The following is a 16,485-nucleotide window of genomic DNA, read 5'->3' as shown; positions in this document are numbered from 1 at the left end:
TGTCTAAACTTGATTCCGGAAAAGCATATAATCTTAATAAAACAGATTTTATGATATTAAAACAGATTTCGTAATATATAAAATTGACATATAAAATTACTAAAAGAAATTGAAGACTTAACATTTGCAGCTACATTGCTACACTTACAGTTACTTTTACAGTGAAAAAACTGATAGGGTTTACATGGAGTTCCCTGCCCTGATAGCTTTCGCTAATAGATATTAACGATTTTTCAAGCCAGGGAAACTTCAAGGCTCCTTAAACTCAAAGTCTAAGCTGGAGATTGTAATAACAAATAAGGGTTTGAAAGATCCGGAATCTTTCAACATTTCTTATCTGCATTGAAGAGTATAGGGAAAATCCCGTATAGGATAAAACCTGCGCTGAAAGGACTTCAGGCCGGAGCTTCCTTTGTCAGGATATAAGCAACCATTTCGGGGTTCAGCTTGCTTTCCCTTGAAACTTTTTCTTCGATTCTCTCAGCAGGTGTACCTTCCATCTTCAGTTCTCTGATCTTTTCAATCACTGAGGACGGGATACTGTAATATTCATTGATGTCTTTCCTGTGTCCCCAGACGTCACCCTCAATAAGCTGGACTCTCTGCATCTCAAGGAACATTTCTATGGACTTTGAAACCGTGCGCCTGTAAGATTTGGGTAGTTGAATAACCTCAATCTTCGGACAGGTTTCCACCAGTGCAAAAATGTCTTTGTTCGAAGGCCTGAAAGCCAGATGAACAACACGCTCATTAGGGTTAAGTGTAAAAATTTCTTCCCTAGAACTAACTACTCTAATTTTCATTATGTCTTCCCCCACTATAAAGTTCTTTTATGTTTTTACCTCATTATAAAGTACTTATACTTATTATAAATATTTGTCTACCACGCCCGCTAATTTTTAGGCAGTGCTCTGCATTTTCCGCCCTCTCTCATAACTCTAAAAGTTGATAGGAAAATTCCGGAAAGAGGATAAAAACAGGCCTGAAGTTTTCGGGATCAAGGAATCTTTAACCCATACGGTGAACCTCCCCGGAGAAGAATAAAGAAGAATAAAGAAGAATAAAGAAGAATAAAGAAGAATAAAGAAGAATAAAGAAGAATAAAGAAGAATAAAGAAGAATAAAGAAGAATAAAGAAGAATAAAGAAGAATAAAGAAGAATAAACGCAATTGAGATAAATTATTGAAACCATCCTGTAAACCTGGACTCATGATCTACTATTTTCAGGAGTTTTTCCTTTAACTTGAGATACAGTTCAACAGCTGCCCTGCCCTCAAAAATTGCAGGATACATGGCAGGGGCTGCTCAGGAAGTTTTTCATAAGATAGCTGCAGGTGCCGGACCAATTCCCAAAGTCCCCAGCCTCTCCAGAGCTTATCCAAAGAGGATCTCACGCTCCAGAAATCAAACCTGGCAAAACCTGGCAAAATCACAACTCTCCGGAGTGAAAGAAAATGAAATTTTCTCCACCCGGAATATATTTTGTCAGTCTGCTTATCCTGGAAAGACTCTCTGAAAATTATTGAAAAATTTCCAGTACTAACATTTTTACCACCTCAGTCCCTTCGCCCAGGTTTACATGTTCATGTTTGGGAGCAAGCACCTTTTTTCTCTGAATATTCTCAAGGGGACCTGTGCAGAGGAATGTACAGGGGATTATGCAGAAGACTGTGCTGAGGAGGATATCCTTCCGTATTTCAGCCGAAGAAGCACAAGAGATGAAAAATTGAGATGGAAAACTGGTAAGAAAGGGAACAAGTAGAAAAGGAGAATTGGTGGAAAAGAGAATTGGTGAAAGGAGAATTGGTGGAAAGGAGAATTGGTGAAAAGAGAAATTTGCAGAAAAGGAAGCTGGCTCCAAAAAGCCAGCAATCAGCCTGCCTCCTGAAAGGAAAAAAAATGGCTTAATGGAGGAAATAACCCTTATTTTCATTTCTCTTTCTGGAAGACCGTTGCCTCTATTTTTCCTGCCTTTCCGGCCCAGGAAAGAGAGCACATAGGACACTCAGGTCCGAAACCCGCGGCATTATACCCTGTCATCCCGCCTGCCGCGTTATTCACCCTGGAAAATCCGTGTTTCTTGAGGATGCTGCACCCCATACCTGACCTGTGCCCTGTGCTGCAAATAACTGCATACTCGGCTTCAGGGTCAAGTTCCCTGTACCTTTCCCTCAGTTCCTGGACCTGAATATTCAATGCATATTCTATATGGAAACTCTCATACTCGGAAGGAGCTCTGACATCCAGAATTACGGGAGGGTTCTTGCTTCGGACCCATTCATAGAGCTCAGGAATCGATATCTGAGGAACATGGGAAGCCCTCAATCCCGCGGTTGCCCAGGCAAACATTTCCCCTCCCAGAAAACCAGCAATCCTGTCAAGTCCCACCCTGTGCAGCCAGACCGCCGACTCTCTTGCATCTTCCTCATTATCTGAGACAAGCAGAATCTGCTTTTCCGGAGGCAAGAGCCAGCCTGCGTAGGTAGCAAAGTTACTCCTTAGGTCGATACACCAGGCGCCTGGGACATGCTCTCCTCCGAAACTATCATAATGGCGGCTATCAAGAACTTCTGTATCGTCCCTTCCGGCAAACCTGAAAAACTCTCCAGGAGGAAGTTCTTTCAGTGGCGGAATTTCTTTGAGTTTTGTGGGCCCTTTCCGGTTGATTTCGGAGCAACGACTGAAGTGGTCGGGAGCAGGAGGCATATCCGTTGTGAGGTCTTCTATGAACCTCTCCCTATCAGGGATCTGAAGGGCATAATTGTACTTGCGCTCATATCCGATCGTGCTTGAACGTTTGGCTCCCATCGCCCTTCCGCAGAGTGAACCTTCCCCATGTGCGGGATAGACCTCGCAGGAGTCAGGCAGAGAGAGCAGTTTTTTGTACAGGCTGTCGTAAAGCATGGACGCCAGTTCTCTTGCCTTTCCGGGAAAGAGGTCAGGTCTGCCCACATCCCCTACAAAAAGTGTGTCCCCGCAAAAAAGAGCCGCAGAATCCGGCCCTCTGGAAGTATCCGAAACCACATAACTGATATGTTCAGGGGTGTGCCCCGGGGTTTCCAGCACCCTTACAGTCATGTCCTCGATTTCGAACTTATCCCCTTCAACGAGCCCTACGTGTTCAAACTCACAGTTAGCAGCTTCAGGAGCGTAGATAGGTGCTCCCGTAAGCTCAGCAAGATCCATATGCCCGGAGACGAAATCTGCATGCAGATGGGTCTCCAGGATGTGAGTAATTTTCAGGCCTCTGGATTTCGCCTCTTTTATATAGACATCTACGTCCCTTTGCGGGTCAATGACCGCACAGCCTTGCTTTCCTGCAAGAATATATGAACTGTGTGCTATGCCTCTCACAAAAAATGGAGTTATTTGCATACTATTTTCCCCCGATAAACAGGTTGGCGGTTCACCAAAAGTTCTGTAAAATATGATTGACTCTGTATCATAAAAGATTATCTTTTCAATAAGGAAGATAGAATTCGCCAGCTATTTACGTGTTTTTTTCGGGTCATGCCCTGTTTCGATATTTTCTCGAACTTTTTTCCGAACTTTTTTCCGAACCTTTTTTTCCGAACCTTTGTTCGAAGTATTCCTTCCTGAAAGTATATGCCCGTTTAAAGAGAAACAATACTTAACTTTGCTAAATGTATTCTTGAATCCGATTCAAGTCCAATAGAATGGAATTTGGATCATTTTTAATATTGGGGGTGTCAGGCACAATGTTATTAATGGATATCATCACCTGGGAGCCGAAAGACTCTGAAAAGGTCAAGAGTTGCTACATGAACTACGAATACCCGAAGGATTTGAAAGTAATCGACGAGTGGATGGATCTTGCGGGCTACCGCATGTTCCTGATTTATGAGACTGACGACGAAAAGGTTTACGCGGCTGCAAACCTTCCTTTTATAGGGCTCTGCAGGTTTGAGACTTTCCCGGTCATGAAGGCAGAAGAGTACATGCAGATGGTCCAGGAACTTGCGGGAAAAGCCGGGGAAAAAGGGCTTGAAACTGCAGCTCAGGGCGAAGGAGCCGCAGGAGAAGAAATCCTGAAGCAAATAGAAAACCTTGAAAAGAGAATCTATCGCCTGGAACACCACTCTTTTATCCGGCAGGAAGACACGACCTGAACCCGGATGCATAATCCGGGAGGGGGCCGATTTCAGGAGCCGGGTGTCAACAGGGTAGGAGAGGAGAAGGGCCGGAAAGGGGCCTAAATGAACCCTTTCAAACTTATTTTTCAAGCGCACTTCCGAATTTGTCAGCCCCCATCCTGTAAATGTGCCAGCCATCAACAGGGTCTGCCCCGAAGTACTCATAGAACTCTCTGGCAGGGTTCCAGTCAAGCACTGCCCATTCCATTCTTCCGCAGTTCCTTTCTTCTGCAAGTTTTACACAGTGAAGAAACATTGCTTTTCCTATCCCTTTTCCCCGGAACTCGGGTTTTACGAAAATATCTTCGATATAGAGCCCCTGCCTTCCTACAAAGGTAGAGTAGTTGTGGAAAAAAACCGTAAAACCTGCAGGCACCCCCTCTAATTCGGCAAAGAAAACCTCGGCATAGGCTCTTTCCCCGAACATGGACTCTGCCAGGCTTTCTTCGGTGGCTTTGACCAGATGGGAGAGTTTTTCGAACTTAGCAAGGTCTTTGACAAATTCAAGAATAAGGGAAACATCTTCTTTTCGGGCAGTGCGGATACTCAAATCGGTTTTTGTCTCAGTTTCAACCATTTTTATTCCTTTTTTAAGTTGGTCGATTAATAGAATTTAGTAAAATCTGAAGAGGCTGTATATGCTTTATTTCAATATCCAAACGTGTAAACTATTAGATTGGAGATTATATTTTAATTTATTTTGTAGAAGTTTAATGCATTTTGTAGAAGGGAGCTTACCCTGCATGAGTCACGAAGACTAAATAATTATTTAGTAAAAAATTTTATTATATGGGGCTTTATAGGACTGACATATTATTAACACCCGAATAGCTGTCAGTGACCGAGCAACCGCCAGCGACTGAATATACCATTTCAATCTCAGCAATATTAATCAATAAAAAATGAGAGGACAGATGCAAACAACGGCAGATTCACATAGTACAGTTTCAGAGCATTTTATTCCTGTTTTCCAGGGTGGTCTATGATGCTTGACCCGGATGATTTCAAGCCGGTCACGCTTGCTGACAGGGCATTTTTCGAGCACCACTATGCGCTCTATCCGCAAACCCACAGCAGCAACACGTTCACAAGCATGGTCTGCTGGAACCATTTTACGCCTTACAGGTACGCTTATGTGAACGGAAATGTGATAATTTCGTGCACTACCGAAGGAGTTACCCGATTTCATCCCCCGATCGGTCCCAGGGACCCTGAACTTATGCGTGAGCTTATGCGACTGGCACTGGACGTGAGCGACGATACTCCCATTGAGCTTATTGATCCGGATACGGCACAGTGGATGAAGGAACTCGATCCCGGACTAGTGCTGGTGCCGGACCGGAACAATTTCGAATATGTGTACAGGGCATCCGACCTTGCGGAACTCCCGGGGAAGAAGTACCAGAAAATGCGCAGCCATGTAAACAGGTTCCGGAGAAACTGCCTTAACTCTGTCGAGCCGATGACTCCTCAAAACCTGAAAGAGGTAATGAAATTCCTTAAAAAATGGTCTGAGTGGAAGGGGTGCAGGAAAAATTTAGTTCTTGCCAGTGAGGTCGGAGCCGCTCGCTATGCGGTAGAACATTTCACCGAACTTCCCCTGCAGGGCCTTTTGATCAGGGTTGATTCCGAGATCGGCGCCATTTCCCTCTATGAGCGCCTCAACACGGACACGGCACTCATCCACTTTGAGAAAGGTCTCCCGGACTGCGAAGGGATATATAAGGCTATCAATGAGGAAACTGCAGCGGTTCTTGCAGGCGAGGTGGAGTACATCAACCGGGAAAGTGACCTCGGGGTAGGCGGTCTTCGAGAAGCAAAGCTGCGGTACCACCCGCACCACATGGTCGAAGTGTATTCGCTTAAACGCCCGAATTGCGCCTCGCCCGAATTGCGCCTCGGGAGTACGCGGTCCTTTTCGCTGCGCTCAAGAGGACTAACTTAAAAACAATGGTAAAGTAAGAGACGCAGGAGAGCGGTCTGTCCCAAAAAGACGGTAAAGAAGAAAGAAGAAAGAGTACAAATTTCGGAAAGTAAAAAATACTGCTAATGCCTGTAAATAAGAGAGAATCAAACAGATCAAAAAGATTGAAGTTTCTGTCTGATCTCTCTCAAATATGTATTTCTTTCTTTTTTGAGCAGTGCCGCCAGACAAGCTGGCGGAGGCGCTTATATTTACCTGTGGATTAAATACCGTTTTTCGGGTTACTGAGAAGTTTTTCGAGTAAGGGAGACTTTTTTTCCATAGTATTCAGATTCTCTTAATACCGGCCTGAATTCACCCGTTATTTTTTACCTCAGAAGGCCGGCTTGATTCCGGCAGGATGCAGAAAAGATAAATGAAAGTTTCATCTCCGTGTGCTCTGAATACTACTAAATGACCAATAAAGAACAGCCAATCCATTTGTGAAGGGAAAAAAAGGATTAAAAGAAGAAAAGGAATTGAAAGAAGAAATAGAATCGGAAGAAGAGGACATAAAAAAATTACTCTTCTGGCTTTACTCTTCTGGCTTCTTTTCTCCGAAAGCTTCTTTTACGATCTTAACTGCGCAGAGCTCGCCGCACATGGAACAGGCATCGCTTTCCGTCTTTCGGGCATCCCGAATTTTGCGGGCGCGGTCGCCGTCGATTGCAAGTTCGAACTGCTTTTCCCAGTCGAGGTCCCTGCGGGCATAGGCCATGGCCGTGTCCTGTTTCCAGGCACGTTCTCTCGGGCCTTCTTTTATGAGATCGATTGTGTGGGCTGCAAGCTTTGTTACGAGCAGGCCTTCTTTGATATCTTCGAGGGAGGGGAGGGCAAGGTGTTCGGAAGGGGTTACCATGCAGAGGAAGTCCGTGCCGTGCATTCCGGCAACTGCGCCCCCGATTGCTCCGGTGATGTGGTCAAAGCCGGGAGCGATATCGGTCACCAGGGGGCCGAGGAGGTAAAGGGGAGCTCCGTCGCAAAGCTCTTTCATACCCCGGACGCTAAGTTCGATCTCGTTTAGGGGTACGTGGCCCGGGCCTTCCACAAAGGTCTGGACATTGGCTGCTCTTGAGCGTTTTACAAGCTCTCCGAGAGTTATAAACTCCATGAACTTGGGGCGGTCGGAAGCATCGGCAATACAGCCGGGGCGCATGCCGTCTCCAAGGCTGAGGGTCATGTCGTACTCTTTTGCGATTTCAAGGAGATAGTCAAATTCGGCATAGAAGGGGTTGTCTTCCCCGTTGTGGAGCATCCAGGCAAGAGTAAACGAACCTCCTCGGCTGACCACGTTCATGATCCTGTCGCTCTGGCGCAGGCGTTCGAGGGAGTTTAAGTTGACCCCGGCGTGCACGGTCACAAAGTCCACGCCCTGTTCGGCATGTTTCCTGACAGCGTTGAACATGTCGTCCGAAGTCATTTCCACGACAACTTTCTGGGACGCTGCAGCCTGGTAGATCGGGACGGTGCCTACAGGGATGTTTACGGCTTTAAGGATGCGGGTCCGGATCTCATTCAGGTCCCCTCCGGTTGAGAGGTCCATTACCGCATGAGCCCCAAAGGCTTCCGCGGCTCTTGCTTTCTCGACCTCGGCATCAATGTCGATGCAGTCCCTTGATGTGCCGACATTGGCGTTGATTTTTGTGCTCATGTATTTGCCAATCCCGACAGGGAGGGTTTCTCGCCTGTTATTTTTCGGAATGGCTATCAGGCCCTTTGCCACGCAGGAACGGACAGTTTCGGCATCTATTCCTTCGGCTTTTGCCACGGCTTCTATTGAGGGGGTGACGATTCCCTTTTTAGCGTCTTCCATCAGCGTCATTGTTACTCCGTATGATGAGGGGGAATGGGGGTAAGTATAAGAATGTATCAGTTGTACAGAACGGTCCAGCTATAAGGATTAATTACGGGGATTAACTGCAATAGTCAGCTACAGCGATCAGCTACAGTGATTAATTTCAACGCTCCACTATTCCGATTAACTACAACGATTAAACGCAACGATCAATCTCTATGGCCCAGGGTTGCAAAGTAGAACAAACGGTATACTGATATATAACTTTTCATTTTGCGGAAAGCCACTCAATAATCTATAAATGGCGAAATATATAAATCATGTACGGGTACATTACATGATATAATGTGAATATTGTGTTTGATTTGCACATTACATTACACATTACATATGTGATGCGTATATTACGTGCATATTACTTGTATATTACATGTTTGCCTGAAAAGCAAAGAAAACTGGTGCAGGAATTGTATTTATAAAGATCCGTTATAATGAACTATAACGATCCATGATGATTATAACGATCCGGGTTTACGGAGCATGTACAGGCAAATTCTGTTAGAAAGACATAAAGAAATAAGTACAGAATAAATCGAGAAATAAGTACGGAATAAATCGAGAAATAAGTACGGAAAGAATCAAAGAAAGAAGCAAGAAAGAAAAACAAGAACGGAACTAAAAAGAAATCCTGAAATCTTTCCTCATTTCAGCTTTTATCCGTATCACAAAAATTCAGGTTTTTCACCATGACAGTTGTCGCATTTGCAGAAAAGAATAAGGCAGCAGCCCAGATAGCGAGCATCCTGGGCGATGGGGAAGTGGATAAAATTTCGGTAGAAGGGCTGCCTGCTTATGAGTTTAAATGGAAAGGGGAAGAATGGCTCGTGATGGGGTTGTCCGGGCACATCATGAACTATGATTTTCCTGAACAATATAACAAATGGAGTGAGGTTAACCCGGGTACGCTGCTCGGAGTTGACCCTGAAAAGTTCGTGACCAGGGCAGAGTATGCAGCTGCAATAAAAAAACTGGCAAAAAGGGCAGACAAAATTATCCTTGCATGCGACTATGACAGGGAAGGGGAAAACATAGGATTTGAGGCGAAGACCCTTGCCGAAGAGGTTACGGACGTGCCTGTTGCAAGGGCACGCTTTTCAGCCCTTTCCCCAAAAGAAGTCAGGAAAGCTTTTGAAAGCCCGGTAGACCCGGACCACAACCTTGCAATGGCTGCGGAAGCCAGGCAAATCCTTGATCTGAAAATGGGCGCGGCTTTTACACGTTTTGTCACGCTCTCGGTCCGGGAAAAAGCAAGGACAAAAGATGTCCTTTCAATAGGGCCCTGCCAGACGCCTACCTGTGGTTTTGTCTACGAAAGGGAAAAGGCGATCCGGGCTTTTGAGGCAAAGGACTTCTGGAAGATTACTGCGATTTTCGCAGCAAAAGGAGGAGACTTCGAAGGCACTCACAGGGCAGGAAATATCCACGACAAAGAGAAGGCAGCTGAGATCTTCAAAAGGTTAAAAGGAGCAAAAGAAGGGCTTGTCGTAAAGAAAACGGTAAAGGAAGCAAAGACCAGCCCTCCGAACCCGCTTAATACCACGGAGTTTCTCAAGCGGGCTTCAAAGTTCCTGGGTATCAGCCCGGAGGTTGCCCTTGAGGTTGCCGAACAGCTCTACCTTACAGGATTTACAAGCTATCCGAGGACAGAGACCAATAAATATGCAGACGACTTCGACTTCAAGTCCCTTGTCCTTGATTTTGCAAGGCCGAAAGAGTATAAGCCTTTTGCCGAGTCAATCCTCTCTGCTCCGATAGCTCCTAAAAACGGGGACAAAGACGCCCATGACCACCCTCCTATCCACCCTATCCGGGTGGCTGCAAGGGGAGAAATCAGCGCTGCAGTAAACATCCCGCAGGCGGCAGAGGTCTACGACCTGATAGCGAGGCATTTCCTGGCAAACCTGATGCCTGCAGCGGTTTTTGAAAAGACTCACCTTCACCTGCAGGTCAAGGAAGAGCCTTTCGACTCCTCAGGGACCGTGCTTAAAGATTCGGGCTGGCTCGAAGCCTATCCTTTTGAAAATAAAAAAGATAAGCTCCTCCCCTTTGTAGAGGAAAAAGAAAAAGTGGACGTAAAAAAGCTGAGCAACACCAAATCCAAAACAAGCCCACCGAAGAAGCTGACCGAAGCCGAACTCCTGACCCTTATGGACAAGCACGGGATCGGGACAAAAGCAACAGCTCCGACACATATCGAAACAAACAAGAAGCGCGGGTATTTCGAGACCAAAGGAAAAACCGTCTCGATCCTGGACACAGGTTTTACCCTGATGGAGGGGCTCTCCCTGACTGTCCCGATCCTTGTCAGGCCGGACATCCGCGCAAAGATCGAAGCTCTGATCCAGGAAGTGGAAGACGGGAAAAAAGAATTTGAAGCAGCCCTTGCCGAGGGTACGGCCCTGATCAAGGAGATGTACGCCCAGCTTGAGGCGAGCAAAAAAGAACTGACTTCAAGCATTGCTGGCACGATCAAAGACGAAGCCGCCCTCGAAGACAAGAAAAACTACATCGGGACCTGCAAGGCCTGCGGCCACGTACTCAAGATCGTTCAGACGGATACGGGGCGGTTTGTGGGCTGCACAGGCTATCCGGATTGCAGAAACTCGTTCCCTTTGCCGAAAACTGGAGCCCTCACGGTACTCAGGAGCAAGGAATGCAAAAAAGAAGGTGCAGCTGTCCTGAAGGTAGGCAATAAATACAACTGGGCTGTCGGCATAGGCCCCTGCTTTAAATGCGAGCTTGAAAAGGAATGCTATCCCCCCGAAACCGTAGGACCCTGCCCGGAATGTGACGGGAGCATGTTTCTGATCTCTTTTAAAGACAGCCGTTTCCTGGGCTGCACGAAGCGCTGCGGGTACACGCATTCGGTCCCGAAGGCCGGAAAACTGACCCTGCTCGATAAAACCTGTAAGACCTGCGGCTGGAAGCTGTTCCGGCTAAAAGAAGATGAAAGCCCGGAAGAGGATTTTTGTTTAAACCGGCGCTGCACGGAAGGCCAGAAATACTGGAAAAAAGCAAGCCTCAGAACCGAACCTCGGAGGCAGTCAAAAGCTCCTGCTACTTCTGCACCGAGGCCGGGAACAGGAAGAACACCGGAGGCAAGAAGTACGGCGAGAAAAACGGAAAGCTTGGCACCCGGTAGAGTTTCAAAACTATCCCCTGCTGCGGGCAGGCGGAAAGAAAGCAAGTGAAGGATTGTTAAAGAAGAGATCGGATACAAAAAGATCGGATATTAAGAAGAGATAAGATAAAATACTGAACATGGAAGGCGCGGAAACCTTGAAAGTGGGAAAAGGTGGGACTGCCTATCCATGTCATGAAATTAAAATCGATTTTTTGGATCTTCATTGCTTACATGCTTGATACTTTCCAAGAACTGCATTTCAGTAAAGTTTTTGAATTTCACTTTGAAGCCGTGTTTCGGACCTTATGGATATTTTTTGTTAAGAAAGAGGTCGTGGAGCTTAAATCTTCAAATACGCCCTTACAACAAGCCAGATAATAAACCATCCAATAGCTGAGAGCAAATTTTTCCTGAATTCTGTCTCCATATATTTACAAACACGATTATCATATTTAATTTTTTTTCTCTGTTTAAAAATCTTGAACGCCTTTAAATCTTAAATAGAAAATTTTCCGTTTTACACCGGAGATCCATTATCTTTATCAAGAGGCTATCTTTATAGAGATAAAGTTTGTTTTGTATATGGCAAACAGTTGTAAAAAATCAATGTTTATGAATATATATAAAAACCCAAACTTCACATCTAATGTAATATTTTTTATAAAGTTTGAAGCGGTCAGGAAGAGTGAGAGCTTTCATAAAGATCTATAAATAGCATCTTGAAGAGCAAAATCCGGAAAATAACTTTATACGACTTTATTCTTCCGATCTGATTATCTCAAGAACTTTTTTCTCCTTTTCCCCCAGAATTCCCACCGCCGGAATTCCCGTTATTGACATTGTTCCGTGTATGGAGCTGCCAGTAGCGGTCATAGAGAGTGATGATCAGGGTCAGGAGCAGGACGAAGAAGAGAGTGTTTTCGAGGTTTATTGAGCCGTTGTACATGGGGAGGAAGAAGTCAAAGAGGAGGACTAGGCCCAGGTTTACTATCGACATCACGATAAACTCCTGCATGATAGACTTCCAGTGTCTCCCGCGCCGGGACAGCCAGTGGCTAAGGGCTGTGTTAATCACGACAAAAACAGCTACACTAATAGATAGCTGGAGGCTATTTGCCCGCACACCGGGAAGTATCTGGGCAAAGATTATGGCAAGGAGGGATATCAGCGCTATTTTCTCGAGCACCTGTTTGTTAATGAGGAGTTCCCGCTCCCGCTTCACTTCCTCTGGCAGGGGAGCAAGAACCGGGGCAGCTGCCACGGGTAATGCTTCGATTTGCAGACCCGGGCGGGTGGGAGGCAGATCCCGGATTAGCCACCAGGCCAGGCCGAGCAGGAATATTGCATAGGCAAGCAGGATGAGGGCGTTTGAGGGATTGGCTTTGATCCAGTCGGTTGTGTCCATCTGGGCAACGTGGATCCAGTATTCCTGGGGAATCTTTATGAAAACCCAGATCAGGGCTGCGGCGGTTATCAGTTTGTTTTTTGTTAGCACCCTCGTGTCCCATTTCAGGCGGATGGCTTCATAGAAGATGAAGAAGTATTCAAAGGTATTGGGGAAAATAAGAAGCAGAGGACGCAGATGCACGAGTTCGAAGATCGCAACGCCTACCAGCCGGTAGTAGAAAAGGAAGCGGTCCAGTTTGAAGGCATATAGGTTCGACCAGTTGCGCAGTGTCGAAAGGTAGGTGATACTCAGGTAATAGATGTCAAGGGCTTTATCATAGCCCTGGTAGCCTTCAAGGGGCAGGTTCGTAAACAGCTGAAAGATCGTCTGGTCCACTGCATCAAGGATCAGGGAAGCAAGCACGCCGGGGAGAGGATATCGTGGAATGGAAAGCGGTATTAAAAAGCGGGCTATAACCACAGCCCAGAAGATCGCCAAATCCGAAGTTTCTACCATGAAGCCTGACCCCCGATCAATTTCAGCAATGTTAAGTTAGATCTGCTAAAGTAGACCCGTTAAAACAGATCTGCTAAAGTGAGCCTATTAATGGACCTATCAAAATAGATCTGTTGAAGTAGATCGCTAACTCAGACCCGCCATACCCCGGATGCAGGCCTGATTCACACCTTTTTTCTTCAGTTTCTTCTCCCACTCCCTACTGGCTAATTGCTGCCAGAAAATACTATGGGAATTGTAAGATTTTGTAGTGAGGTTGAATAATTCCTGTTTCAATAAAATATGAGCATATTTCTATAAAAGTATTTCATATTAAAATACTTGCTTTAAATGCATGGATGGCTGGCCTGAAACAGCTCCTTTCTTGAATGAAGCTTTTATATCCTCTTTTCCTGTTGAAAAATCTGTTTAAAAGGTTTGCTTTAAAATTAATGGTATTTGAGTGCAGAACAAATGTTCCTTGAAAGCCTTAAGATCCTAAAAATTAAGGATAAGGACATGGGGGATTCCACCCTAGTTGCGCTAGCAGAGTTGCGTTTCTACAGCCCGAGTTTCGCTTCGGCCCAAAATAATCAAACAATAAAGTAAGGAAATAATTGCAGACCTGAAATGAGCAGGGAAAATAGTCAGTTTGAGACTTTGTATAGAATTTTATAAAGAGCAAACTAAGAGAGTTTGTGTAGTTGGAATGAATCTCTATGACAAATCTGAATCTAGCACACTGGAAATTTAAGGAATGAATCAGATATAATGTCAAGGAATTTCGTTGCCGAGAATGGTTATCGGGAAAAGTGTAACGATCGATCAATTCCCAAGCTGAAATTTATAAGTTATATTTTCTTCATTCCTAAGTTAGTAAGCTGATTGAAATTTTTGTTTTTCTATTTTCAGTTGTCGTTGCTGCAGTTGTAGAGGAAAAAAGCAAAGTTGTCAAATATAAGCAAGCAGAAATATCTTCCTCGACATTGTTATACTCTTCTTTTAACACGTATCAAAAGAGTTTACTTAAGTTTTATGGCCAAATCATCAAACTATCAATCCAATAGTCCTATATATCTTAAAATGGCTCGAATTTGGATTTGGATCTACTTTCAGTTTGATGATTTGGCCATAAAGTATTTACGAAAGTAAGTTAATAGAAAAAAAGGAACATCTAAAATATGTTTAGTGGAGTTCAAATTATCTTTGGGAAGTCTATTTGAACTCCAGTTTACCCGAAGGCAAGGAAATTATAGCTTTAAGAGTCATTAAAGTTTGCCTGATCCTGCCTCCTGGAAAATGAACAGGAGTGAAATAAGTGATCAAGAACAAATTTAGAACAGGAATACTTCTTTTGGTAATGCTGCCGGCTGGTATGGTGTTAGTATCGGCTGTTATTGCACAAGAAAATAACAAATAAAGTATAACTGCAGAGGAAGCTTTTAAGCATGCAAATACGCATATGGTACATTTTATAGCAGCTGACGTACCAAACTTTAAAAATTGGACAGGGGTGTCTGTTATTTGAGCAAAATCAATAAAGAAATCGCTGTTTTTATTTTTTTTCTAGTTCTTGTAATACTGTGGGGATTATTTGCAAACTCATCAGCTGATATGAAAACACCAGTTGACACAAAGGTACCGGTTGATACGAAAACGCCATTCCAGGGAAAAAAAGTAGCTGGCTTTTTTATCGAATTTGAAGAGGGGACTACTGAGCCTGAAGTTAAAGACATTCTTGAAAACTACAACATGACTGTAAACACCATAGATTACAATTCTGATATTATGCCAGGCAGATACTACATGATATTGGATAGAGATAGAATAATGGACATAGAGGAATTGATAGACGAAGTAAATTTGACTATTCCTATAAAAAAAGGAAGTAATTATTTAGTGACGGTAACGGAACAAGCTATTGAGGATAAAAATTTCCTTGCAATACTGGAAAAAAACAATCTTCCGGTAAAAAAATCCGTCTATTGTTATATTCGTTTAGAAGATGAATCTGAGAATGGTAGTATTCCGCAGAAAGACGCATACCAAATTGCAAATGAACTTGAAAAGAATGAAAAGGTGCTGGCCGCATCTCCAGATACGAGAATAAATCATTTATTAATCGAATTTGAAGATGGAACTACTGAACAGGAAGTTAAATCCATTCTTGAAAAATATAATACGACTATGAACACCATAGAATATGACTCCAACCTTCAGCCAGAATGGTACTACCTGGTGGTAGATGCGGATAAAAGAATGGATGTAAGAAATGAATTGGGAAAAGATGAGAATTGGACTGATCCTATATACCATGATATCAAAAAAGGAAATCATTATATAATTACAGTAACGGAACAAGCTATTGAGGATAAAAATTTCCTTGCGATGCTTGAAAAAAATGATCTTCAGGTGAAAAACTCCGTTCTGTGTTGTATTACTCTCGGAAATGAATCTAAGAATTGGATTTGGGAGAGCGATGAAAGAAGAATAGAGAACGAGCTTAAAATAAATGAAAAGGTATTGACTTTATTGCGTTGCGGTAGTACCTAATGAGAGGCTTTATCTGGCTGTGCTTACCACCCGGCGAATTTGTCCCGGCAGGTTGAGACTCTGCAGTACGCTGTCTTTGGGGTTATAAAATATCCTCTCAACCCAGGGTTCATTTCTTCTGGATATAACTTCTCTTAATTGTGATGCTGGTTTGCAAATTATTTTTTTCTTGCCTTGCGGGCCGGCTCAGGTCCCTTGCAGCGGAGAGAAAGAAAACTGAAAGCTTCCAGTTCCTAGCGCCGGAACAGACCAATCATTAATCCGAGCTTACCAATGCTTTAAATAATTTCCAGAAAAACCCTGTTAAAGAAATATCCGGGGAATATGATCCATTCAAGGGGGTGACATGTATTCCCAGCGCATATGATAATCGAAGAGGTTCGGTAATAGTTGACACTGAGAAAGGAGTTTTACTTGTAAGCAGTTCGGGAGGCTACTATCGGCTTCCCGGAGGAAAACCGAAACGAGGGGAAGCAAGTATTCAGGCGGCGATCAGGGAACTGAGGGAAGAGACGGGGCTGCGGGCGTATGAGGTGAAATATTTGTTTAAATTTCATGCGTCCAAGATCTTCTGGATAAGGGCGAAAGGAACGCCGACACCGGAAAATGAGATACACCGCTTCGCGTATTTCAAGCCGGGTAAGGATATGAAAGTAAAGGTCTCCGACAACACAATAAAAATATTAAAAAAATATTATGATTGAATTCTGATCCGGATTCTTATTTAAATTCTAAGCTGGATTCTAAGATGACCGTGCCCCTTTCGAAGCTCTCGGTTTTGAAACGGGCCCGGTTTTAGGAAAGCAAAGGATCTCCAAAATTCATGAGGCTGGTTTGACCACAAGCTTAATCGCGGAACTTAATCGCGGAACTTAACCATGAAACTTAACCATGAAACTTAACCATGAAACTTAACCATGAAACTTAACCATGAAATTTCATTTCTAAATTTA

Annotated in this window: 11 protein-coding genes; 6 read left to right on the top strand and 5 right to left on the bottom strand. The window is 44.1% G+C overall.

The genetic code is table 11. From position 1 onward, the window contains the following. Positions 1-395 precede the first annotated feature (395 nt). Positions 396-803: a DUF1699 family protein gene (locus ACSAZL_RS07660; protein WP_048172568.1), complete on the bottom strand. Its 408-nt coding sequence runs from the start codon at positions 801-803 to the stop codon at positions 396-398. A 441-nt stretch (positions 804-1,244) separates the two neighbouring features. Here ACSAZL_RS07660 and ACSAZL_RS07655 point away from each other — a divergent pair, with 441 nt between their 5' ends. Continuing rightward, on the top strand, positions 1,245-1,517 hold the full coding sequence (locus ACSAZL_RS07655) for a hypothetical protein (protein ID WP_440948104.1): 273 nt from the start codon (positions 1,245-1,247) through the stop codon (positions 1,515-1,517). Between the two features lie 413 nt (positions 1,518-1,930). Here the strand turns inward: ACSAZL_RS07655 and ACSAZL_RS07650 are convergent, their stop codons facing one another. Beyond that, positions 1,931-3,376, bottom strand: a complete 1,446-nt coding sequence (locus ACSAZL_RS07650) for an MBL fold metallo-hydrolase (protein WP_440948103.1) — start codon at positions 3,374-3,376, stop codon at positions 1,931-1,933. 344 nt (positions 3,377-3,720) lie between these two features. Here ACSAZL_RS07650 and ACSAZL_RS07645 point away from each other — a divergent pair, with 344 nt between their 5' ends. Beyond that, positions 3,721-4,131 (top strand): DUF3303 domain-containing protein, encoded by a 411-nt coding sequence (locus ACSAZL_RS07645; protein ID WP_440948102.1) that lies wholly within the window; start codon positions 3,721-3,723, stop codon positions 4,129-4,131. Positions 4,132-4,234: 103 nt separating this feature from the next. Here the strand turns inward: ACSAZL_RS07645 and ACSAZL_RS07640 are convergent, their stop codons facing one another. After that, positions 4,235-4,732: an N-acetyltransferase family protein gene (locus ACSAZL_RS07640; protein ID WP_440948101.1), complete on the bottom strand. Its 498-nt coding sequence runs from the start codon at positions 4,730-4,732 to the stop codon at positions 4,235-4,237. 408 nt (positions 4,733-5,140) lie between these two features. On the opposite strand from ACSAZL_RS07640, the gene ACSAZL_RS07635 reads away from it, so the two are divergent. Further along, positions 5,141-6,100, top strand: coding sequence for a DUF2156 domain-containing protein (locus tag ACSAZL_RS07635; protein WP_440948100.1), 960 nt, complete (start codon positions 5,141-5,143; stop codon positions 6,098-6,100). 553 nt (positions 6,101-6,653) lie between these two features. Here ACSAZL_RS07635 and thiC read toward each other — a convergent pair. Next, the gene (thiC, locus tag ACSAZL_RS07630) at positions 6,654-7,940 is read right to left on the bottom strand and encodes a phosphomethylpyrimidine synthase (protein ID WP_440948099.1); all 1,287 of its coding nucleotides are present in this window, start codon (positions 7,938-7,940) and stop codon (positions 6,654-6,656) included. 719 nt (positions 7,941-8,659) lie between these two features. Between thiC and ACSAZL_RS07625 the strand changes: the two genes are divergently transcribed. Beyond that, a complete protein-coding gene (locus ACSAZL_RS07625) occupies positions 8,660-11,164 on the top strand; it encodes a DNA topoisomerase I (RefSeq protein WP_440948098.1) in 2,505 nt (834 codons plus the stop codon). A gap of 711 nt (positions 11,165-11,875) precedes the next feature. On the opposite strand, the gene ACSAZL_RS07620 is transcribed toward ACSAZL_RS07625, so the two are convergent. Continuing rightward, positions 11,876-13,000, bottom strand: coding sequence for a hypothetical protein (locus ACSAZL_RS07620; RefSeq protein WP_440948097.1), 1,125 nt, complete (start codon positions 12,998-13,000; stop codon positions 11,876-11,878). Positions 13,001-14,503: 1,503 nt separating this feature from the next. Here ACSAZL_RS07620 and ACSAZL_RS07615 point away from each other — a divergent pair. Both ACSAZL_RS07615 and ACSAZL_RS07610 read left to right on the top strand, forming a co-directional pair. Beyond that, positions 14,504-15,532 carry a UPF0228 family protein gene (locus tag ACSAZL_RS07615; RefSeq protein ID WP_440948096.1) on the top strand — a complete coding sequence of 343 codons (1,029 nt, stop codon included), beginning with the start codon at positions 14,504-14,506 and terminating at the stop codon, positions 15,530-15,532. 341 nt (positions 15,533-15,873) lie between these two features. Then, positions 15,874-16,236 carry an NUDIX domain-containing protein gene (locus ACSAZL_RS07610; RefSeq protein ID WP_440948095.1) on the top strand — a complete coding sequence of 121 codons (363 nt, stop codon included), beginning with the start codon at positions 15,874-15,876 and terminating at the stop codon, positions 16,234-16,236. Positions 16,237-16,485: the final 249 nt, after the last annotated feature.

It is taken from the genome of Methanosarcina mangrovi, assembly GCF_052057765.1.
Classification (GTDB): Archaea; Halobacteriota; Methanosarcinia; order Methanosarcinales; family Methanosarcinaceae; genus Methanosarcina.
Note: the sequence above shows the minus strand (reverse complement) of the source record. Positions and strands in the feature narration are given on the sequence as shown.

Excerpts from the sequence above, each read along its gene's own strand:
- ACSAZL_RS07625 (WP_440948098.1), top strand. The coding sequence starts at position 8,660 with ATGACAGTTGTCGCATTTGCAGAAAAGAATAAGGCAGCAGCCCAGATA.
- ACSAZL_RS07660 (WP_048172568.1), bottom strand. The coding sequence starts at position 803 with ATGAAAATTAGAGTAGTTAGTTCTAGGGAAGAAATTTTTACACTTAAC.
- thiC (WP_440948099.1), bottom strand. The coding sequence starts at position 7,940 with ATGACGCTGATGGAAGACGCTAAAAAGGGAATCGTCACCCCCTCAATA.
- ACSAZL_RS07645 (WP_440948102.1), top strand. The coding sequence starts at position 3,721 with ATGTTATTAATGGATATCATCACCTGGGAGCCGAAAGACTCTGAAAAG.
- ACSAZL_RS07620 (WP_440948097.1), bottom strand. The coding sequence starts at position 13,000 with ATGGTAGAAACTTCGGATTTGGCGATCTTCTGGGCTGTGGTTATAGCC.
- ACSAZL_RS07650 (WP_440948103.1), bottom strand. The coding sequence starts at position 3,376 with ATGCAAATAACTCCATTTTTTGTGAGAGGCATAGCACACAGTTCATAT.
- ACSAZL_RS07640 (WP_440948101.1), bottom strand. The coding sequence starts at position 4,732 with ATGGTTGAAACTGAGACAAAAACCGATTTGAGTATCCGCACTGCCCGA.
- ACSAZL_RS07635 (WP_440948100.1), top strand. The coding sequence starts at position 5,141 with ATGCTTGACCCGGATGATTTCAAGCCGGTCACGCTTGCTGACAGGGCA.